Origin of the sequence: Noviherbaspirillum malthae (assembly GCF_015352985.1) — a bacterium.
Lineage (GTDB): Bacteria > Pseudomonadota > Gammaproteobacteria > Burkholderiales > Burkholderiaceae_D > Noviherbaspirillum > Noviherbaspirillum malthae.
On sequence record NZ_JACYXF010000085.1, the window covers coordinates 1 to 21,416 of the forward strand.

Genomic DNA, 21,416 nt, shown 5'->3' on the forward strand with positions numbered 1-21,416 from the left:
TCCGACTTCGCGGTGCAGCCCATCGCGCTCGATGTCGCAGATGACCTGTCCGTCGAGGTTGATCTGATGCAGATGGCCGGAGCCGTAGAACAATTGGTTGAGCCTGCGGCCGTCGGGCAATGTGGTCTGGATGCGGTTGCCCAGCGCATCGTAGGCATGCGCGATGCGGCTGGCATGATGGCGGCCGGTGACCGTCTCGCCGATCAGCTGGCCGAGGGCGTCGTATTCCAGCTCCACCTCGGCCTGCGCATTGCCGGCCTGCACCAGGCGGCCCAGCTTGTCGTAGCGGTAGCGGGTGCGCAGCTGCTCGGCCATCGCCGGACCGGTGATGCGCGAGACCAGCTTTTCCACCAGCCGCCCGGCGGCATCGCGCTCGTAGCGGGTGTCGATACGGGCGTCGGCATGGCGCTGCCTGCTGGCTCCGGCCGGGCTGCCGTGCTCTTCCCTGGCAATCGGCAAGCCGGCGGCATCATGGCGGTAACGCGTGAGCCGGCCATCGAAGCCGATTTCCTCGTGCAGGCGATCGAGCGCATCGTAGGCAAACGCATACACCGCGCCGTTCTCGTTGACCAGCCGCGCCAGCCGTCTTGCCTTGTCGTAGCGGTATTGCAGCGTGTGGCCCAGCGCATCGGTGCGGGTTTGCGGCAGGCCGTCGGCTTCCAGCGCATAGGCGGTGCGCCGGCCGGCGGCATCGATGTGCGCCACCAGGCGCCCGGCACGGTCGTACTCGAGCCGCTCCTCGCTGCCATCGGGATGGACGGTGGCAATCAATCGGCCTGCGGCGTCATGGCGGTATGACGTGGTTTGGCCGAGGGCATCGGTGACGCCGGTCAGCTGGCTGAAGGCATCGTAGATGTAGCGGGTAATCTGGCCGGAACAGTCGGTATGGCGGATGACCTGGCCGGCATCGTTGTAGGCTAGCTGGCGGCTGCGGCCGGCTGCATCGGTGATGACGGTCGGCAAGCCGTGCGCACCATAACGGTAGGCGGTACGCTGGCCCAGCGCATCGGTGATGCTGGCAATGTTCCCCAGCTCGTCATGGCGCAGGGCGGTGATGCCGCCCATGGCATCGGTAATCAGTGCCGGCTTGCCGTGCTGCGGGTCGTAGGCAATCTTCGTCGTTGTACCGTCGGGCTGCTCGATGGCAATGAGGCGGCCGCGGGCATCATGCCGGTAGCGGCTGGTCCGACCTGCGGCATCGGTCACCGCCACCGGATGGCCGTGCTGGTTATGCGTGATGGAGCTCATGCCGCCGGCCGCATCGGTCTGGCCGGTCAGGCGCTGCTTGCTGTCGTAGCAATAAGACTGCGTCCTGCCGAGCTGGTCGGTGACGCGGGTTTCGCCGGGCAGATAGCTGAATGTGAGTTCATGGCCGGCATTGGTCCAGTGCCGAACCACCTTGCCGCCCGGATGATCTTCGCTGTAGGCATACTCGGCCACCAGAGCGCCCGGCGTCGCATGGCGCACCAGCATGTGGTTGCGGTAGGCATACTCGCGCACGACCTCACCGGCGCGGTTATGTACCGCCGCCAGGTCGCCGGCGGCATCATAGTCGTACTGCACCAGCAGCACCTGCTCATGCACCGGCAGGCCGGTAATGTCGTCGACATGGCTGCGCTGCAGGGCCACGCTGCGCAAGCGATTGCGCTCGTACTGCAGCACCAGCGTGCGGCCGGCGCTGTCGAGAATGCGGGAAGGCTGGCCCAGGCCGTTGTACTGGATGTGGATGCTCAGGTGGTTGGCATTGCGCATTTCCACCAGCCGGGCATGGCGGCCGTCGCCGTGGCGTTCGAAGATGTGGCGCAAGCCGTCGCCATCGACCAGCGCATAGCGCGCCTCGCTCAGCCGCTGCAGGGTGACGTGCTCGTAAGGCGAGTACAGCGAGGCACCGACGGCCGGCTGCGTGAAGGTCACTTGGCGGTGCTGGGGGTCGAGCACGGTCACTTCGTCATCGCGCAATTCCAGAGCCAGTGAAATCGGCAAACTCCAGCCCTGTCCCAGCCAGCCGGCATGGGGGTTGTCGGAGCAGTAGACGCGCTGCCAGGGCAGCGGCAGCGGGGCAGGCAGGTCGAAGTCGAGTTCGGTGCCGCCCTCGAGCAGCTTACAGCCGAAGATGGGGTTGACTGGGTGTGCGGTGGTGACGCAGCTCTTGCAGGGCAGGCCTTCGCCTTCCTTGACCGGCTTGGGCGACGTCTCGGCCGGCTTGGCGGTTTCCGACTTGGGCGGCGTCTTGGCGGGCGGAGGTGCAACCGGCGTCCTGGCCTCGGCCTTGATCGGCGGCTGCAGGGCCGCATGCTTGACCAGACGACCTTCGTTGGCTTGCAGCCAGCTGCCGAAGCCCGGCCCCAGCCGGCTCTTGCCCAGTTCGCCCAGGAGGTGCGCCTTGCCCGCACCGCCGCGCAGGATCGCCTGCACCACCGCCCGCAGCAGCGCGCGCACCAGCATTACATGGCCGCGCGCAAAGTGCTCCACCGCCTGCTGCAGGTGGCGGGCATACAGCGCCGCATCCTCGGGCTGCTGGCGCCCGGCCTGCCAGCCGTGAGCAAAGCCGCCGCTGTAAGCCCGGGCCACGTCCACCGCCGCCTCGCTCATGGCCTCGACCAGACCGGGCAAACCCATCAGGGTCATGATATGCCCGGCAACCTGCGCACCCACTGCTGCGCCTGCCATGGCACCAGGTACTGCTCCAGCCCCACCGGCAAAGAAGCCCAGCGCCGCGCCGCCGGCCCCGCCGATGACGATGCCGCCGCCCAAAAACAATGCCGATTCGGCAAGTACGTCCCACAGGCTGCTCCATATGGAAGACAGGTCGATGCCGTCGAGCTCTTGCCGCAGCAGCGTTCGGGCGCGGGCATTGGAGTCGTTCAACGCATGGAGCACGCATTCCGAGCTGCGCAGGGCGGGAAACTGGGCATGGGCGGCGCGCTTGAGGGAGTCGAAGCTGACAAAGGAAGAGGTGAAGGACCAGCTGGCGAGGCGTTCCTCGATGGCCAGGCGCAGGGAGACGTCGTGATGAGCGGCTTGGCGCTGAAAGTCGTCGAGCAGGTGGCGGAGCTTGTGGAAGTGGGGAATGGAAGGTGAGCGGAGGAAGGCGGAGCTGGACATGGGGCGCGGGAGTTGCTGAGAAGGAAACAAAACCAGCGCGCGATGTTAGCATTGTTTTAATACAAACAATGTTGTTTTGATAAGACAATGAGTGGGAGAGAGACTGTCGGGACAAGACGTTCAGGCGTCTGCTTCAACCCAGGAAGACGCGCAAACGATGCAAACGGAAATTGCGGATATCACCCGCCGATCTGGCGGAAAGGATCAAGCGCAAGGTCGATCACGCGCCTTTCCCTTACCACGATCTCGGCAGTGGCCGTCATGCCGTAGCGCAGCGGGAAGCGCGTTTCGCCGATCTCGTAGTAGTCGCGCTCCAGCGCTACGCGGCCTTCGTAGACCGGCTGCTTGCCTTGCGCGGCGGGCTTGGTGGCGGGTGAAATGAATTCCACCGTGCCGTTGATCAGGCCGTAGCGCTGGTAGGGAAAGGCGTTGAACTTGAGCTTGACCGGCAAGCCCTCGCGCAGGAAGGCGCGGTCCTGTTCGGCGATGTCGATCTTGAGGATGGGCCGCGCATTCTTGGGGGCGATGCCGCCGATCGGCGTATTGGCCTGCACCTTGTCGCCGGTCTGGGTGGAGATGACATCGGTAATCACGCCGTCGGTGGGAGCGACGATGAGAAGGAAGTTGTCCTTGTCGATGTTTTCGAAGCGGATGCGCGCGGCGGCATCGGCGACCAGGCGCGCAGTCTGTACCTGCAGGCGGGACTTGTCCTCCGCATTGGCGATCTCGCGCAGCGCGCCGTCATATTGCAGCTGCAGCTTGGCGAGCTCCTGGCCGCTGCCCTCGATCTGGGCACTGGCTTCGCCGAACTCCTGGCTGAGACGGAAGTTGAGTTCCCCGATTTTTGACTGCGCCACCCGCAATGCGTTTTCCGCCGCCAGCAGCGCGCTCTTCTTGCCCTCGACCTGCAGCGCCGACACGCCGCCGCCGCCCGGGAGCGCGAGCAGGCGCGCATACTTGTCCGCCTCTTCCTTGGCCACGTCACGCGCACGGCGCGCGTTGTCGAGATTGCTGCGCGCTTCCTCAAGCTGGGCCTTCTGCCCTTCCGCGAGCTTGGACGTGCCTTCGGCCATGCGCTTTTCATGCTGGCGCTGCGCGACTTCGATCTGCTGCTTGAGCGTCGCGACACGGCGCTCCATCAAGGCCTTGCGTTCGGGGAACTGCTTCCATTCGCGCTCGGCGTCTTCCAGCTTCAATTGCGCTTCCAGCGCATTGGTGGCGGCTTCGATCGCGCCACGTGCGTTCAGCCTCGCCAATACGTCCCCCTTGGATACCGGCTGGCCTTCGGCGATGTAGAGATTGGCGACTTCGCCGTCGACCGGCGCATAGAGCCGCCGCACTTCCGAATCGGGCACCAGCGCGCCGGGCGCGGACACCAGCACATCGGCATGGCCGACGAAGGACCAGACCAGGCCCGTCACGATCAATGCGAGCATCGCATAGACCACCGCCTGCGTGAGCCGCCACGGCTCCGAGGCCAGGATGGCGATGCCTTCGGCACTGTGGTCTTCGAGCGCCACCGACAGCGGCTTGAGTTGCGCTTCCTTCATCGTTCGGCACCTCCCAGCAGCGCAAGCTTGGCCTTCACGACGCCCGGATCGAGCACGCGCTGCAGTTCCATCATCGAGCGCCGCTGCAGCTCCGCTTCGGCAGCGATGTCGGCCTGCAATTTGTCCCACTGCACGGGGTACTGGATCTTCAGTTCCTTGTACAGCCGCGTTCCCTTGACCGCATTCTCGTTGGCATCGGTGAGCAGGCGCGCCTGCGCGCGGAACTGGCCCGACACGCCGGATTCCAGCCGCTGCGCGCCGCCGATGGAACCGTTGTCGCGATAGCGCCGCCATTGCGCCTGCGCCCGGTTCAGCATTTCCTCGGCACGCTTGCCGGCGCGCACCGTCAGTGTCTTCACGTCGGACTCGATGCCGCGCAGATACCAGGTGTCTTCCTCGCTGTCGAGCAGCGCATAGAAGCTAAGCAGGCGGTCTTCATAATCCTTGCCGCCGCGTGCACGCTGCAATTCGGCGAATTGCGCGGCAACGTCCTTCTTGTGCGCAAGCTGGCGCGCCGCCACATCGGACCACGGCCCGCGCGGCACCTGCTCCAGCAAGGTGAAGGCCTGGCGCGCATTGCCCTGGTTCCAGGCTTGCATGACTTGCTTGTACTGGCCGATCAGGGCTTCGGGCGGCAGGCTGCCGCTGCTGATCAGTGAGCGCACATGTGCCTGGAAAGGCGGTGTGGCGAATCCGCCCTGCGTCAGCACGCTGACCAGCGGTCCCAGCTGCTGCGCCCGCGCATGGCCCTGCAGCGCGGTATAACGCCGCAGGTCCTGGCGCAATGCGTCCACGCCGATCAGGCGCGGATATTTTTCCGCATAGTCGTTGAACACATTCTCCAGCGCCTGGGGTCGGTCCTGCCGCAGTTCCTCGGCAATGCTTGCCTTCAGCCTGTCGATGGCGGCGACATAGACCGCATTGTCGCTCTGCAGCTTGCGCAAGTGGCTGAGCGCCACGGCGTAGGGTTCCTTGAACTCCGGCGCCATGCTGGCCACGCGCGCGAGCGTACGCTGATGCATGGCCGGGTCGTCATCCCATTGGCCGAGCAGCGACTTGATCTGCTGCTCGTCGGCGAACAGGCGAATCGGCGCCTCCAGTCCTCCGCGCCCCAGCACGAAGCGCTCCAGGCGCCCGACCCATCCGAGTTCTCGCAGCAGGGAACGCGCGTCGTCATTGCTATCGCCGGCCTCCGCGTCGGCCTTGGCCAGCAAGGCATCGGCGCTGTCGTACTGTCCGGACTGCAAGGCCGATACCCAGCCGGGCACATGCGCCTTGATCAGCGCCTCGGTTGCCAGCGCCTTGAGGTCTTCATTGCTACGGTCCCGGGAGAGCGCTGCGGCGGCGATCGATGCGGCCTTTGCGTGATTGCCGTCGGCCATGAGTTCCCTGACCTGCTGTTCCGAACCGGGCATCAGCAGCCAGGCGCCGCCGACGGCCAGTGCGGCGACGACAACGCCTGCGGCAATCCTGCCTCGCCTGCGGCGGCCTTTCAATGCGGGATCCTGCTCGCCGTCGCCGAGCGCCTTGCGCACTTCGGACAGCATTGCACCAACCCTGCCCTGCTTGCGCTGGCCCTCTGCCGGGCGCTCGGGCTGGGCGGCCTGTTCCGGCTCTTCCTTGGAGGCTTCCTCCTGAGGGGGCACCGGATCGACGCAGAAAATGTTGAGGAAGGAATCGGCGGAGGCGACAAAGGTGGTCTTGTCCGACGGGCTTTCGTTTTCCGGCGGGCGCATCGTCTTGCCGAACTTGGTGACGGTATTGTCGCTTTGCAGCTGCGCTTCCTCGATGCCGATCTTGTAGACGAAATGATGGCCGCCGAAGGCGAGCGTGTCTCCGCTCTTGAGCGGCATCGCCCGTTCGTCGAGCCGCTGGCCGTTGAGGAAGGTACCGTTGGTGCTGCCCAGGTCCTCGATGAAAGGCGCGCCGCTCTTGAGGAAGATGTGCGCATGCCGGCGCGACAGGTAGTTGACCTGCTCCGGATGCTGCTCCCGGTAACGCGAGAAAACGGTATCGCTCTTGCTGATCAGGAAGGGAAACTGGGTGATCACCACCGGCTGCAGGTCCGGCACGCCGGATTCCGGAGTCAGCGTCAGGCTGGCCAGCCGCGTGGTCTTGCGCGGCGCATCCATGCGTTCGCCGATATGCAGGCGGTAGGACAGCTCGCGGCCGAAGCAGACGGTATCGCCGTCATGCAGCATGCGCGTCTTCTGCCGGATATCGTCGCCGTTGACGGTGGTGCCGTTCTTGCTGCCCAGATCGGCGATATAGGCGGCGCCGTATTCGCAAAAGATGCGCGCATGGCGGCGCGACAGATCGCCGACCAGTTCGCCGGGATAGTCGACGAAGGGCGGCTCGCTGCGGCCTATCGCAAACAGGTTGTCGCGAATGCGGATCTCGGCCAGCTCCGTATGCGAGAGCGGCTTGAGCACGATGTCGATGCCGGCATCGAGCATGGTGGACATCGCGGGATCGGCCAGCACGGCGGCCTCGCCGGACAGAGTCTTTGGTGACAACATTTACTGGTCAGCCTTCCCTACTGCGCCTACTGCGATGGTCGGCCATCCTCCACCCAGCGCCTTGTAGAGCGTGACGGTATCGGACAGGATCTGCTGGTGATTGGCAAGCAGCGCAAGCTTCGCGCCCAGCAGCGAACGCTGGGTTTCGAAGACTTCGAGTTGCGACACCACGCCTTCCTTGAGCTGGCCGTCGATCTGCGCCGCCACCACATTGAGATGCTCGACCTGCTGCTGCAGCTCCTCGCGCTGGCGCTTGTGCGCATCGAGGTTGACCAGCGCATTCTCGACTTCCTCGAAGGCTCCCATGACGGTCCTGCGGTATTCCTCTTCCGCCACCTTGGTTTCAGCCTCGCTGGTGCGCACGCGCGCCTTCACGCTGGGATCGAGCACCGGAAAATTAATGCTCGGCAAGAAGCCCAGGGTAAAGGTCTTGAGCAGATCGGTCAGCGCGAAGCTGGAGGTGCCGCCGCGGCCGGTGAGGCTGACCGAAGGCAGCTGCGCCAGTTTGGCCTGCCCGGCCAAGTTGTGCGAGGACAGCACCCGGTATTCGGCGGCCACGATGTCGGGCCTGCGCTTGAGCAGTTCCGACGGCAGCCCGTTCGGCACCACCGGCAGGTGCACCTTCTGCTGCAGGCGTCCGGCGGGCACCTTGAAGTCGCCTGCCGGCACGCCCAGGAGCGTGGCCAGCGCGTTGCCGGTCAGGTCGCGGGCGCGGTTGAGTTCCAGCAGGTCGTTGTTGAGCCGGTTGATCTCGGCGCGCTGCTGCAGCACCCGCGTGTTGGGCAGCAAGCCGTTCTTGTGCATGGCGTCGTAGATGCCGAGAATCTGCCGGTTCTTGTCCAGCGCCAGCCGCTGCTGTTCGATCTGCTCGTCCAGCTGCAGGATCTGGAAATACGATGTCGACACGCCCGACACCAGGTTCAGGTAGCCAGCCCGCCAGTCGGCCTCGGTGGCGTTGAATTCGGCCGTCTGCGCCTGCACGCCCTTCTCCACCTTGCCCCAGATATCGAGCTCCCAGTTGATCTGGGTGCCGGCATTGAAGGTCTTGCTCAGTTTCTGTCCCGTGCTCTTTTCGAAGCTGGCGCCGGCGCCGGCATCGATGACGGGCAATGCCCCGGCACGCGCCTCGCCGATCTGCGCCGATGCAACCCGTGTGCGCGCAGCCAGGATTTTCACATCGATATTGTTGGCGATCGCCTTGGTCACCAGCGCATCGAGATACGGGTCGCGGAATTCGCGCCACCAGTCGGGCCGAATGGTTTCCGCCGGTTCGACCGCTGCGGATTGCGACGCGGATTGCGACCAGGACGTCTTCATCGGCGTCTCGGGCTGCTTGTATTCGGTCATCTTGACGTCGGCGCAGCCGGACAGCATCGCGGCGCCTAGGGCCGTGGTCAATACCACAACAAGTTGTCCGTGCATGCGGCGCGGCATCCTCTGTGTCTTCACTATCTGCAGGCCTCGCGTTGCCGTTTCATTCGCTCGCATGTCGCGCACGCTTCCTTTCCTTGTGTTCATGATGGTGCCCATACTCTTGATTCAACAAATACATCAAACAGCCGTGCATCGAGCTTGCCTGCATGGCATTCGCGCCCGATCAGCTCGAGCGCCTGCTCCGCCGGCAAAGCCTTCTTGTAGGGACGGTCGCTCGCGGTCAGCGCATCGTAGATATCGCAGATGGTCAGGATGCGCGTCTGCATGCTGATCTGGTCGCCGCACAGGCCCATCGGATAACCCGAGCCGTCGAGCTTTTCATGATGGCCGTGGGCGATGCCCGGCACGGAAGACAGGTCACGCGTCCACGGAATCAATATCAGGAAGGAATACGAATCGACTACATGCGACTCGATCTGCCGCCTTTCCTCTTCGGTGAGGCAGCCCTTCGAAATGCTCAGCGCTGCGGCTTCGGAAGCATCGATCAGGCCCATCGCCGCGCCGTCGACATCGCGCACCGCGTATTCAATGATTTCCCGCAGGTCAGCCACCTCGCCGTGGGAAATGGCCGGCTCGTTGGCTGCTCGGATGGCATCCAGGAAGCGCGCCAGTTTCACTGATTCTTCGCGCAGGCTGCGTTCTATCCTGCGCTTTTCCTCACAGAACGCCGTCATGCCGAGGCGATGCTCCATATGCGTTTCGGCCAGCTTGCGATAGGCATCGCGTTCCAGGCAGGCTTGTGCATACTTGAAGCGCTGCTCGAGCAGGCGCATCTCGGTATGGTGCAGTTTCTTTTCCTTGCGCAGCACATGCTCGCGCACGCCGACCTTGCCGAAATCGTGCAGCAGCGCCGCATAACGTATCTCCCGCACCTGGTCGCGGGTGAAGACGACCTTGCGCAGCGCCGGCATGTCGGCACGGTCGACCGCCTTGGCCAGTCCCTCGGCGTAGTCGGCTACCCTGAACGAGTGGCCGGCGGTAGCCGGATCGCGTTCCTCGATGGCCTGCACCGATGCGCGCACGAAGCCGTCCAGCAGTCGTTCGATGTCGGAATACAGCTGGAAATTGCGCAAGGCCACCGCCGTTTCGGCGCAAACCCCGGTCAGCATTTCCAGGTCCTGTTCCTTGAAGGCATACGGATCGGAAGAGGTGTCCACCTGTATCAGGCCCAGGCACTCGCCTTCCAGCAACAGCGGCACGCACATGACGCTGCGGATGGCCTGGCTGATGATCGATTCCTGCGAACCGAAATGCCGGTCCGCCAGGGTATCGACCGACAGCACCGACTGTTTCTTGTTGAGCACTTCATTGATGATGGTATGCGACATGCGCACCGACACGGGATCGACCGGCTTGCCGTCGCGCCGCCGCACGGCAACCGGAGTCGGCGCTTCCTCCGGATGCTTGCGCAGCAGGATGAAGGCGCGTTCCGCCAGCGGGAACAGGTCGAAAATGAAATTCATGATTTTTTCGGTCAGCGTCGTTTCGTCGGTGACCGCACCCAGCGCGATCCCCACCTGCGCCATCGCATGCAACTTGCGTACCGTCTGCTGCATGTCGGTCACGCCCGACGCCGAACCGGCCTCTACTGCCTCCTCCTCCAGGTTTTTCGCGTATTCCGTGGCATCCACGGTCTTGGTGATGATGGTGGGCTGGTTGTCTTCCGCCGGCTCGACCAGGGAATGGAACACGATCTGTACGGACGAAACGAACAGTTCGTCGCCGTCACGCAGTGCGCGCCATGCACCCGGCGTCAGGCGCGTGCCGGACACGAAGGTGCCGTTGAAGGAATGCAGGTCTTCGATGAAGTAGGTCAGCCCGCGCCGCCGGATGCGCGCATGGCGGCGGCTGATGGTGTGTTCGGGAATGCAGAGGAACTGGTCGTCGCCGAGCGAATCCTGCTGCTCCCTGCCGATCACGGCTTCTTCCTGCAGCGGATACATGGCCGAGCCCGAGCCAACGTCGCCGATGACTTCGAGATACGCCAGCACCGCCTTGCCTGGCTGGGAAAAAGCCACTGCCTTGTCCATCTTGCAATCCAATCTGCCGGATGCCCTCGGTTAACGAACAGCGCGAACAGCGCGAACAGCGTTCGGCGACCCTGCCCCCTTCGCCCTATACCAGTATCGTCAACGGCACTCAAATTGCCAGTCGCCGGAACGCCGACACATCGATCTGCTGCAAGGTACCGCGTGTGCCGCGCATCCGTCCCGACTGGCCCCTCAGACTGGCGTTGCAAGTAGCATGCCGTGTGTCGGCACTGCATGCCGTCGGCTTTTCCCTGCTCGCCTGCTCTGCTGCTATCTCACCGTGATGGTGATCTTCTTCGAGTAGATCGGCGGCTTGTGCGGAACATGCTTGTCGTCGCCCATCAGCAATTGCAATGTATGCCGCCCCGGCGGAAGTTCCACCATGCCCTCGGTCTCGCCGGCTCCGAAGTGCAGATGGTTGCGGTCGGAGGGAATTTCCTGGTCGGCCGGCGGCAGCGCCGTATCGATCAGCAGATGGTGATGCCCGGTGTTGGGAATATCCACGCCCTTGGGCGCCACGCCCATGTTGCGCAGGCCGAACCAGACACGGAAGGGCTTGCCGGCGGCGATGACTTCACCGTCGTTGGGCCAGCCGATATACAGATAGGCATCGGGATTGGCAGGCTTGTCGCCGGCCAGGGCAAGCGGCGACAACAGGCTGATCATGACTGCAATGGCACCGGCGAGCTTGTCCATGGAGGCTCCCATCGTTTCAGGTTGATTCCGATCTGTTGGCATGGTCCCGGCAGTGATGTTGGTACCGGCCATACAGTTCTCCGCTACCGAACAGTGACCGTGATCTTTTTCGACTGGACCGGCGGGTCGTGCGGACGGTGGTCGCGGTCTCCCAGCATCAGCTGCAGCGTATGTTTGCCGGGCGGCAGTTCAACGCGCGCCTCGGTTTCGCCTGCGCCGAAATGCAGGTGGTTGCGGTCGGAAGGAATGGGTTCGTTCATGTCCAGCGGACCGGCATCGATCAGAAGGTGGTGGTGCCCCACGTTCGGCAGGTCCACGCCCTTGGGGGCCACGCCCATGTTGCGCAATCCCATCCTGACCCAGAACTTGCCGCCGTTGATGACGGTGCCGTCCTGCGGCCAGATGAAATAGACATGGGCATTTTCCGGTGCGGGTGTCGCGGCATTCGAGACGGGGAAGATCGCTCCGCCGACGATCGCGAGCGCGGCGAGGACGTATGCTTTCTGCATGCTGCACCTCTTCTTATCTTATTGAGATGATGATCCGCCAGTGCCGCCCAGTTGGCCCGGCATGGGTACGAATGACCGCTTCCGGAAAACGCGCTGCTGCCGCATCGCTGTTTTTCATACAGCGTAAAACAGAACCTGCGCCGAATAGAAAGGAAAGGCGCGCGGATTTGATATTAAGCAGAGTTGCAGGTGCGCTGCGGCAGAAAGATAACACTGCGGACGGGTCCGACGAGAAAGCGCCTGTACCGCCTTGATTGAAAAGCAGCTTGACCTAAGCTTTAACGATCGATGCAGGAGCCTTGCAACCCGGCGAAGCGCATGCAAGCCTTACCGGCGAGCACCGAGTATCAGACGCGAAGGAAATGCCGTGCCACCCAAACTTCTGACTGCACTCATCGCCTGTCTTTTCGTCATCCTTGCCGGGTCGGCGCATGCCGGCGTGCTGCCGAAGGACAGCGCCGAACAGTATGAGCTCACGTTCTGGGAATCGATCAAGGACAGCAACCACGCGGCCGATTACGAAGCCTATCTTCAAGCCTATCCGAACGGCAGGTTCGCGCCGCTGGCAAAGGCGCGGGTGCAGCGGCTGAAGGCACAGGCGCCGGCTGCGAACTCTCCTCCTGCCCCTTCCAAGGCCGAGACGCCTGCGGACAAGCCGGCTTCCGCCGGCGCTGCCAAACCTCCGCCGGCAGCCAGGACGCCGGTTGAACGGCCGGAGCGGCCGCGTGCCGAGACGGCAAAGCCTGCACCGGACACCGCACCGCCTCCGGCCAAGGCGGCCGAAGCGCCGCCGAAGGAAAAGCCCATGCCTGAAAAGCCGATGCCGCCGGTCGCTTCGGGTGAAATCAAGGACTGTCCGCAATGCCCGGTGCTCGTGCCTGTCAAGGCCGGCGCCTTCACCATGGGCAGCGCTGCCGACGATCCGTCGGAACGCCCGCCGCATCGCGTGACAGTGAACGAGCCCTTCGCCATCGGCAAGTATGAAGTCACCGTGGAGCAGTGGGATGCCTGTACGCAAGCCGGCGCCTGCCCCAACATTGCCGCCGACGCGTCGCGGCCGCGCACATCGCCGGTGCGCGACGTCAGCTGGGACGACGCCCAGCTGTTCGTGCAATGGCTGAGCAAGACCAGCGGCAAGAGTTATCGCCTGCCGACCGAGGCCGAATGGGAGTATGCGATGCGCGGCGGCACTTCCTCGCGCTACTGGTGGGGCGAACAGATGCAGTCGGGCAAAGCCAATTGCAAGGACTGCGGCGAACCCTGGCAGCGCGAATCACCAGTCAACGTCGGCTCCTTCGCGCCCAACCCCTTCGGGCTGCACGACATGAACGGCAGCGTCTGGGAATGGGTCAGCGATTGCTGGCACAACTCCTACAAGGGCGCGCCCGCCGATGCGCGCTCCTGGGACGAGGCGAACTGCCGGGTGCGCGTGATACGCGGCGGTTCCTGGCGCGAAGGCGCGAGCTACATGCCGTCGTCCACCCGCTTCAAGTACGACGCCAGCGTGCGTCACTCGCAGAACGGCTTCCGGGTGGCACGGGATCTGAAGTAGATCTGAAGTAATCGAGCGGTACACGGGAACGGCACCGCAGAAACGTCAGCGCTTGCCTGCCCTGGTGGTGATCTGGACAAAGTCCGCACGGATGCGATCCCGCCCATGCTTGGCGGCGACCTGATCGAGTTGCTTGCCGAGCGCCTTCAGATACTCGTCCCGCGTCTTGAACTCCGGCAGTTCGCCGCCGAACAGCGGCACCGGGGTCACCAGCATCACGATCAGTTCGTTGCCGAAAGGCTTGGAAATGATCCAGTTGCCGGTACCGCCGCCTATCGTCGCGCGATGATTGGGCGGAGCCAGGTTGGCGCGGGCGCGACGGGTGGGCAGCAGATGGGCCACGCCGCCGTCGAGCGCAAAGTAATCGACGTAGACATAGGTCTCGAAAGGCGGCGTCCTGACATCGACAATCAGTGAATCGCCTTCGTTCAGGATCGCGTTCGGCGCCTGGGTCTTGATGACCGCCTGGCCGCCGGCATCCTGGTTGGCTTTCCAGTAGGGACCGAAGAGATTGACGACGTCGCACTTCTCGTCGCTGACCTGCTGCACCGACAGATCGACCGTCTTCACGCCCGGCACGGCCAGCAGCATGTCCTTCAGGCGTGCAGTGCTCACATCGCCGGACAAGTAGCCCTGCACCTGCAGTGCATGATCGCGGCCGGATGCCGTCATCGCGGAACATCCCAGGCCGGCGAGCACGGGCGCGACGGCACTCAGCGACAACGGCGCTTCGCTGCGTGCAGGCGGCGGTGCGGGTGATGCGGACGGTGCAGACGGCGCGGATGAGGCGGGCGGAACGGCCGGGGCGGAAGGCGCGGCCGCGACCGGCGGCTGCACCGGAGGAGACAGAGGGAAAGTCGGCCCGGCAGCAGGCACGCGGGTATTCTCCTTCTCGCCGCCGGCTGCCTTCGCGCTTTGTTCGCTGCCGCCGCTGCTGTCGGTGCTTTCACTGCTGCCGCTGCTCGCCATGGGCGGCGTATCCGGCCTGGATTTCAGGTAATAGCTAAGGCCGCCGGACACGAGCGCAATTGCCGTGACCGACGAGGCGGCGATTGCCGCATACACAGCGGTCGGCTTCCTGCCGTTCATTTCCTGGACAAAGCGCGCCACGGTCGGCGTGCGCGACTTGCGATCAAAGGCAAGCGCCTTGCGCAAGGCCTGCCACTGCATCCAGCCGAGATTCTTCGGCCGCGCGGGCTTCATGCCGGCGCTGCGCGCCTGCGTCGCCGCCAGCCTGTCGAAGGGGTGGCGGCCGGTCAGCATTTCATAGGTGATGCAGGCCAACGCATAAATGTCGTCGCGCGGGTCGGGCTCCAGCCGCTCCAGCATTTCCGGGCTGGCATAGGCGGGCGTCAATCCGCCGAGACTGCCCGGATCGAACACCGTCACATCCGCATCATCCTCCGGCTTCTGGAATACGCGGGCGATGCCGAAATCGATCACCTTGACCTCGTTGCGTTCGGTGACGTAAACATTGGCCGGCTTCAGGTCGCAATGCACGAAGCCGCGCTCATGCGCATAGGAAAGCGCCTTGCCCATGCCGTTGGCGATATGCCAGGCCTTGTCGAAAGGCATGCCCTTGAAATCAGGCGCGCGCAGGATGCGGCTCAGCGGCTTGCCCGCAAGGTATTCCATGGTCAGGAAAACGGTGGAACCGTCGCGGTCGAAGTCGTACACCGTCACGATATTGGGATGCGCCAGCGCCTGCGCCTTCTTCGCTTCGCGCTGCAGGGTAATCAGCGACTTGGGATGCCCCCTGAACTGCACGTTGAGCACCTTGATCGCAATATAGGGCTTGCGATCCGATGCCTCCAGCTTGCGCAGGTCCAGCGCCTTGTACACCGTTCCCATGCCGCCGAAGCCGATGCACTCTTCCAGCACGAAGCGGCCGTTGAGCGTGTCGCCCACGCCCTTCATCCGTTCCGGTTCCGCCGGCGCATCGCCGGGCCTAAACGAGGGCATGGAGGGAATGGAAGGCATCGACGGATACGACGGCGCAGGATGAGAAGGAATCTCGGGCGAACGCGTAATGACGAAGGTATCGTCACCGTTGCCGCGCGGATGATTGACGTGCGGCGAGGGTTCCACCCGACGCTTGAGCTCGGCATAGATCTCGGGAGGCAATTCGATGCGGGTATGTTCGTCGCTCAGGAGATCTCGCAGCCTCGCGGAATTGGCATGATCATCGGCAAGGGCGTGATCGACCTGCGTAAGGAATTCCTTGTTCGAAAGCCCGCCGCTTTGGAAGGAACGGATCGCCTGCGCGAGAGTAGCCATGATCTATGTAGAGTGAATGCCCTTGGCCCGCCTATGCAAACATGATGCCTTCGGCATGTCGTCGACTCTTGAGCTTCAACAGATAGTGAGCAGAGATGGCACGCGGCGTCACGTTCCTGATGCCGATACCGTTGCGCGGCCGCCGCGAACGCTCGCTTACCAGGCTCACTTACAAAGATATACCACGGCCTTGCGCTGTCGAGTGCTTTCGAAAACGTCGCACCGCGTTCCGATCCCGCCGGCGTTCAAGCTGTGCGGCTGCAACGAACAAGCGGAGTTGCACTAGCCAACAGATGGTTCATGAATGTTGGCTTTCTCCACTCACCTCTGGCGGCATCGCACTGAACGAGCCGGCTCCGTTTTGGGGGAACTTCCATTTCCCCCTTGTTTATCAAGGCCTTGCGGCGACCTCTGCATCGAGAAGGATACCTGGCACACCCCCTGCTATATCTCCTTCAAGCGCAACCAACGCTGACTTCCCAACCAACCTGTTATCCCTTAGGAGAATCACCATGAAAGCACTGATCATCAAGGACCTGTCCGTTTCCAAAGACCTCGGCGCAAAAGACATGAGCTCCGTCCGTGGCGGCCACGGTTTCCACCGCATGCCCGCCCTGTTCGCCAGCCCGCTGGTCAGCGTCTCCAAGCACGAACTGAACTTCGGCGCCGAACAGCTGATGGGCCAGGAGCAGAACACCCTGGTCAACAACGGCAACAACGTCGCCTTTGCCTCCGGCATCAAGTCGACCGTCAATCCGACCCAGACCGGCAAGAACACCATCAACTTCATGTCGTAATGCCGTGACAGCTTGCGCGGGCGGACACCGCAGTTCCGCCCGCAGGCAGCGAAGCATTCCATCAACCATTGCACCAAGGAGCATCCCATGTCCATCCAGATCAACGACCTCGCCAGGAGCAGCGACCTCGACCGCGCGTCGATGGCCTCGGTTCGCGGCGGCAATTCCTGGCTGGCCGGTCTCGGCCCGATCGCCAACATCAATGTCGGCGTCAGCCAGAACCTGACCCAGCTGCAGAACGTCGAAGTCAATACGCTCAACAACGTCGGCTCCATCGGCCCCAGCTTCGCCGTGCCGAAGATCGATGTCAGCCCCAGCCAGTTCGGCAAGCTCAATGTCGCCGTCTGATTACCTGCGGCACAGCAGGCATCGTTCAAACCGTCACCGAAGCACCAGCTTCGGTGACTTTCTGCAACATGGATTTTCGAAGCGAAGACTGATACGCTTTCATCACATCAAGCAGGTAGCCAGCCTATGCCCGATGCAGCAATGCTTCGGGCCGCTTCCCTTTTAAGGAGAACATCATGTCCAGCATCAAGATCAAGGACTTGCCCGACAGCGTCGAACTCGACCGCGAAGCCATGCGGACGATCACGGGCGGTGCGCGCCGCGCAGGCCGCCAGGCTTCCCCGCACCGCAGCCTCGTGCGCGGCAGCGGACTGATCAACTATCCCGGCGGATTCACGCACAGGGTCGTACCGGCCAAGCAGAAGTCCACGAGCTGAAGATCGGCACCGGTATCGTTACCTGTTGCCTGAAGCGTGAAGCGTGAGGCCGGTCAGGGCATGCGTTGAACGCATGGCATCCCAGCCATACGGGATGCCATGAAATGCCGCCATATCGCTTCGCTCCTCCACCGGCTCCTCAATCTTCCCGGCGTTGTCACGGCGCCCTGATGTGCCGCGATGTCTTGCCTCCATGCCTTGACGCGCAGTCGCTTCATGCAGCGCTCTCTCACCGTCATTGCTGCCTCGTTTCATGAACCGCGAACGGCAGCCGTCCAAATGAAAGCCGACACGCTTTAGCTCTGCGGCTCGCAGTGCCATGTTCGGCAGGCGCCGATATGCATGTCGTATCGAACCCGACATGGACTGGCATGGTGTCTTGGGAAAACCGTCATTCCCTAAGCCCCTTGCAGACGCAGTCATGCAAGTGTTGCAATCGAAACGCTTCCAGCCCTTTGTTTTCAATGACTTGCGACGACCTCCCATCATCGGGGCCGCGCTGGCATACCCCCTGCTATATCTCCTTCAAGCGCAACCAACGCTGACTTCCCAACCAACCTGTTATCCCTTAGGAGAAATACCATGAAAGCACTGACCATCAAGGACCTGTCCGTTTCCAAAGAACTCGACGCAAAGGACATGAGCTCTGTCCGTGGCGGCCACGGCTTCCACCGCATGCCCGCCCTCTTCTCTGCCCCGTTGTTCAGCTTTGCAAAGAGCGAGATCAATTTTGACGCCTCCCAGTCGCTGGGACAAAGCCAGAACACCGAAGTCAACAACGGCAACAACGTCGCCTTTGCCTCCGGCATCAAGTCGACCGTCAATCCGACCCAAACCGGCAAGAACACCATCAACTTCATGTCGTAATGCTATGACAGCCAGTGCGGGTAGATACCGCTTTTCTACCCGCAGGCAGCGAAGCATTCCATCAACCATTGCACCAAGGAGCATCCCATGTCCATTCAGATCAACGACCTCGCCAGGAGCAGCGACCTCGACCGCGCGTCGATGGCCTCGGTTCGCGGCGGCAATTCCAGGCTGGCCGGTCTCGGCCCGATCGCCAACATCAATGTCGGCGTCAGCCAGAACCTGACCCAGCTGCAGAACGTCGAAGTCAATACGCTCAACAACGTCGGCTCCATCGGCCCCAGCTTCGCCGTGCCGAAGATCAATGTCAGCCCGAATCAATGGGCTATGCTGAATGCGACTGTGTGATACCGGCAGGGTGGAAAAACTCCTGCATGCATTCCATTCGGTCCACGGCTGCGGGCACGCCGCTTGCAACTACCGGACTGAAGCATGAATGTGTGCGACAAGACGCGACACCCTGACCAACGCAACGGAGAAAAAACATGGCCACCCTGACAATCAATGACCTGCCGATGAACCGCGCGCTCGACCGCCAGGCGATGTCCGCCATTCACGGCGGCGGTGCCCCCTGGGTGTTCGGCTGGATACAGCCTTACGCGAAATCCGGGTCCGGCTTTGGCGGCGTGGTGAACTTCTTCCAGATCAACAACTACAACGCCGACCAGATGATCAACCAGATCCAGATGGTCGAGGTCAACAATTCGGCGGCCAATTCCAGCATCAACGTGGCCGTGGCAGGCAACAGCAACAACAGCAAGACCGTAGGCAAGGCTTGACCGGGCAATAGATGCAGTACCGTCGCCGCCCCGCGCGGCAAGCAGGCAGCAGTTCGCAGTCGATCCGCAGTCGATCATGGAGGATGCGATGAACACCATCAGCCAACTTCACTGGACGTCAGCATCGCGCTCCCATGTGGGCCTGGTGCGCGAACTCAATGAAGACTCCTGCCTGGAACTGCCCGAGCACGGCATATGGGCGGTGGCCGACGGCATGGGCGGACATTCCTTCGGCGACTACGCAAGCCAGACGGTCGTCAACAGCCTGGCTGAAGTCAAGCCCGGCGATGATCTCGCCGTCTCGCTGCGCGATGCCAGACTGCAGATACAGATTGCCAACAGAAGCCTGCGCAACGAGGCAGCCGCGCGCGACACACACATCATCGGCAGCACCGTGGTGGTACTGATCGCATCCGAGCGCCAATGCGGCTACCTGTGGGCCGGCGACAGCCGCATCTATCTCTATCGCGACGGCAAGCTGCAGCAGCTGACGCGCGACCACAGCCAGCTGGAAGAATTGAAGGCGCACGGCGGGCTCAGCGATGAAGAAGCCGCCATGCATCCGCTGCGCAACATGATCACGCGCGCTGTCGGTGCTTCCGACGTACTGGATGTGGATCAGGAAAGCGTCGATGTCAATGACGGTGACATGTTCCTGCTGTGCAGCGACGGCCTGAGCAATGCGGTGAGCGAAGCCGACATCTGCCGCGCGATGGCGCCTGGCGACTGCGCGCAGGCTTCCGACAAGTTGATTTCCCTCGCGCTCGACGGCGGCGGTCGGGACAATATCACCGTGGTGGTGGTGCGCGCCGGCGGCGATACGGAAACCATGGAGATGACCAGCCTGAATCCGGCGCTGTAGCGGGAATGATGCTGTGGTCGGCGCTTCAGTGCCGTCCCGGGCTGTACCGACAACGATAAAGGCCGGCATTCCCCCAATTTGTTTGCAGCTTACCGACCTGTCTAAATCGCGTCTGAGCCGATTGTCTGGATAGGTTCATAATGATTGCCGACCCACATGACGGCAATCGTATTTTTCCTGGATTGTCCACCCGTGCCCCCGACAGAATCCGGGTTATTGAAGAGCAACCCGCCTCCCGGCAACGGCGTGTAGATTCTCACGCCGACATCCGCATCGGGGAAGTACTCATTGATCAAATCAATGAGATTTGCAGGATGCGAACCGAAGGAATTGAGAAATTCGGTTTCGCCAAGGCGCTCATCTTTTTCACGCAGGCGTGCAACCAGAAGGGTTCTAAACTTTTGTGCCAAGCTGATATTGTCGTTGTCTGTAATTCCCACCCCCGCCAGCATTGAATGAATCAGGCAATTCATTCCTGCAGCGCTGGCCTCTCCCGTCGTCAGTCCAAAGGGGTTCAACTGCTGCTTGGCTAGCTGCGCATTTTTTGTCATTGCCGAAACATAAGCTTCGGTCGGGGCACCTGAAATGCGATCGAAATCTTCGGCGAGCGTGTTTTGATAAGATGTTGAATAATTCTGTATCCCTGGATCTTCAGCCTCCATGCCTTCCCACTGATTGGAGGAGAAGTATTGATCCAGAAGTGGGATTGCCGAGGTCGCTTTGCGATCGGGCCGAACGGTCGGCCTCAATGAAAGGCGAGCGGATGATGTGCCTGAAAAAGCACGTGTTGCGCTTTGCATCCATACCGGCGTTGATGGGGCCACGCCCTTCTCGCCATCGGGCAAGGACCGCAAGACGTTCAGGCGCTTACTGGCCTCTTCGCATTCATGACGGGTTTGGGCCACAGCCCAATATTTGTCCCTTAGTTCCTTCAGTGCAGACGGAATCTTTCCATCCCATGCTGGAATAACGTTTCGTCCATCGCGAGAATTCTTAAACAACAAGCGAATTCGTTCAACTGTAGAAAGATCCCTTGTTCCATGTTTGCGCTGTGCTGGCAACTGTCCGCTAATGAGTTGATCAAGGTTGCACCTTTCGTTCCAGTGCTCCGGCTTTGCGTAATAAGCTTGCAGCTGTGTGGAGAACATTTTCATCTGTTCCAAATTGAAAGGCGCAAAGTCCATAGAGCGTTCTTCTTCAAGCATTTTCTTAATAAAGGCATCTAGTTTCGATTGTTGAATTTCTTCCGCTTTTTCAAGCACTGAAGCATCCAACAATGCCAAGCCCTCGCGGATCATGCGGATGGTATTTTTGGCATGGTGCAGAGTTAAACATTTGGTTTTTAATAGAATTAAATCATGAGGTATTTCGTCAACCGATGCCAACGTTGAAGTTACTTCCTCAGGCAGTGCTTTCAAGTATGCGCGGAGATTAAAATTTGCCGTGTACTGATGGATAGCGTCAAAATTTTTCTGTATCGTCTGAACAATATCCGCACGATAGTTCTTGCTAAGTGACGGAACATTGTCGGCCACACCATCGCCAACGACGAAGTGTCCCGATTCCACAAAACGGTCTATTTCTATATTTAAGGCTACGATGAACAACCCATCGGTTTTGAAATGTTCTTCGACACGATCGGGTTGATTCAACAATCAGCGACGTATTGCGCCTCGTTTAGTGCCCTAACGGGCTGTATGTAGGGCGCTCTCGC

18 protein-coding genes are annotated in these 21,416 nt (G+C 62.0%); 8 read left to right on the plus strand and 10 right to left on the minus strand.

The window, feature by feature from the left end:
* The 7 genes from IGW03_RS33725 to IGW03_RS33755 form a co-directional block, all read right to left on the minus strand.
* The coding region (locus IGW03_RS33725; protein WP_194726810.1) for a DUF6861 domain-containing protein at nucleotides 1-3,105 on the minus strand (3,105 nt) is incomplete at its 3' end.
* Nucleotides 3,106-3,284: 179 nt separating this feature from the next.
* On the minus strand, nucleotides 3,285-4,655 hold the full coding sequence (locus tag IGW03_RS33730) for a beta-barrel domain-containing protein (protein WP_194726811.1): 1,371 nt from the start codon (nucleotides 4,653-4,655) through the stop codon (nucleotides 3,285-3,287).
* On the minus strand, nucleotides 4,652-7,174 hold the full coding sequence (locus tag IGW03_RS33735) for an FHA domain-containing protein (protein ID WP_228536260.1): 2,523 nt from the start codon (nucleotides 7,172-7,174) through the stop codon (nucleotides 4,652-4,654). The genes IGW03_RS33730 and IGW03_RS33735 overlap by 4 nt, the downstream gene beginning before the upstream one ends.
* Nucleotides 7,175-8,596 (minus strand): efflux transporter outer membrane subunit, encoded by a 1,422-nt coding sequence (locus tag IGW03_RS33740; protein ID WP_228536261.1) that lies wholly within the window; start codon nucleotides 8,594-8,596, stop codon nucleotides 7,175-7,177.
* A 92-nt stretch (nucleotides 8,597-8,688) separates the two neighbouring features.
* The gene (locus IGW03_RS33745; RefSeq protein ID WP_194726812.1) at nucleotides 8,689-10,638 is read right to left on the minus strand and encodes an HD domain-containing phosphohydrolase; all 1,950 of its coding nucleotides are present in this window, start codon (nucleotides 10,636-10,638) and stop codon (nucleotides 8,689-8,691) included.
* Nucleotides 10,639-10,908: 270 nt separating this feature from the next.
* Complete coding sequence (locus IGW03_RS33750) at nucleotides 10,909-11,304, minus strand: DUF4399 domain-containing protein (protein WP_438943691.1); 396 nt, start codon at nucleotides 11,302-11,304, stop codon at nucleotides 10,909-10,911.
* Between the two features lie 113 nt (nucleotides 11,305-11,417).
* Complete coding sequence (locus tag IGW03_RS33755) at nucleotides 11,418-11,843, minus strand: DUF4399 domain-containing protein (protein ID WP_194726814.1); 426 nt, start codon at nucleotides 11,841-11,843, stop codon at nucleotides 11,418-11,420.
* 367 nt (nucleotides 11,844-12,210) lie between these two features.
* Here IGW03_RS33755 and IGW03_RS33760 point away from each other — a divergent pair, with 367 nt between their 5' ends.
* Nucleotides 12,211-13,395, plus strand: coding sequence for a formylglycine-generating enzyme family protein (locus IGW03_RS33760; protein ID WP_323745059.1), 1,185 nt, complete (start codon nucleotides 12,211-12,213; stop codon nucleotides 13,393-13,395).
* A gap of 45 nt (nucleotides 13,396-13,440) precedes the next feature.
* On the opposite strand, the gene IGW03_RS33765 is transcribed toward IGW03_RS33760, so the two are convergent.
* Complete coding sequence (locus IGW03_RS33765) at nucleotides 13,441-15,672, minus strand: serine/threonine protein kinase (protein WP_194726815.1); 2,232 nt, start codon at nucleotides 15,670-15,672, stop codon at nucleotides 13,441-13,443.
* A gap of 512 nt (nucleotides 15,673-16,184) precedes the next feature.
* On the opposite strand from IGW03_RS33765, the gene IGW03_RS33770 reads away from it, so the two are divergent.
* The 3 genes from IGW03_RS33770 to IGW03_RS33780 all read left to right on the plus strand — a co-directional run bounded on the left by IGW03_RS33770 (nucleotide 16,185) and on the right by IGW03_RS33780 (nucleotide 17,194).
* On the plus strand, nucleotides 16,185-16,469 hold the full coding sequence (locus IGW03_RS33770) for a hypothetical protein (protein ID WP_194726816.1): 285 nt from the start codon (nucleotides 16,185-16,187) through the stop codon (nucleotides 16,467-16,469).
* A gap of 87 nt (nucleotides 16,470-16,556) precedes the next feature.
* Nucleotides 16,557-16,817, plus strand: coding sequence for a hypothetical protein (locus tag IGW03_RS33775; RefSeq protein WP_194726817.1), 261 nt, complete (start codon nucleotides 16,557-16,559; stop codon nucleotides 16,815-16,817).
* A 176-nt stretch (nucleotides 16,818-16,993) separates the two neighbouring features.
* The gene (locus IGW03_RS33780; RefSeq protein WP_194726827.1) at nucleotides 16,994-17,194 is read left to right on the plus strand and encodes a hypothetical protein; all 201 of its coding nucleotides are present in this window, start codon (nucleotides 16,994-16,996) and stop codon (nucleotides 17,192-17,194) included.
* A gap of 18 nt (nucleotides 17,195-17,212) precedes the next feature.
* On the opposite strand, the gene IGW03_RS33785 is transcribed toward IGW03_RS33780, so the two are convergent.
* Nucleotides 17,213-17,515, minus strand: a complete 303-nt coding sequence (locus IGW03_RS33785; RefSeq protein ID WP_194726818.1) for a hypothetical protein — start codon at nucleotides 17,513-17,515, stop codon at nucleotides 17,213-17,215.
* 261 nt (nucleotides 17,516-17,776) lie between these two features.
* On the opposite strand from IGW03_RS33785, the gene IGW03_RS33790 reads away from it, so the two are divergent.
* The 4 genes from IGW03_RS33790 to IGW03_RS33805 all read left to right on the plus strand — a co-directional run bounded on the left by IGW03_RS33790 (nucleotide 17,777) and on the right by IGW03_RS33805 (nucleotide 19,702).
* Nucleotides 17,777-18,061, plus strand: coding sequence for a hypothetical protein (locus tag IGW03_RS33790; RefSeq protein ID WP_194726819.1), 285 nt, complete (start codon nucleotides 17,777-17,779; stop codon nucleotides 18,059-18,061).
* 87 nt (nucleotides 18,062-18,148) lie between these two features.
* Nucleotides 18,149-18,409, plus strand: coding sequence for a hypothetical protein (locus tag IGW03_RS33795; RefSeq protein WP_194726820.1), 261 nt, complete (start codon nucleotides 18,149-18,151; stop codon nucleotides 18,407-18,409).
* Nucleotides 18,410-18,546: 137 nt separating this feature from the next.
* A complete protein-coding gene (locus IGW03_RS33800; protein ID WP_194726821.1) occupies nucleotides 18,547-18,840 on the plus strand; it encodes a hypothetical protein in 294 nt (97 codons plus the stop codon).
* An 88-nt stretch (nucleotides 18,841-18,928) separates the two neighbouring features.
* A complete protein-coding gene (locus IGW03_RS33805) occupies nucleotides 18,929-19,702 on the plus strand; it encodes a PP2C family protein-serine/threonine phosphatase (protein WP_194726822.1) in 774 nt (257 codons plus the stop codon).
* Between the two features lie 101 nt (nucleotides 19,703-19,803).
* On the opposite strand, the gene IGW03_RS33810 is transcribed toward IGW03_RS33805, so the two are convergent.
* On the minus strand, nucleotides 19,804-21,354 hold the full coding sequence (locus IGW03_RS33810) for a hypothetical protein (protein ID WP_194726823.1): 1,551 nt from the start codon (nucleotides 21,352-21,354) through the stop codon (nucleotides 19,804-19,806).
* Between the last annotated feature and the right edge of the window lie 62 nt (nucleotides 21,355-21,416).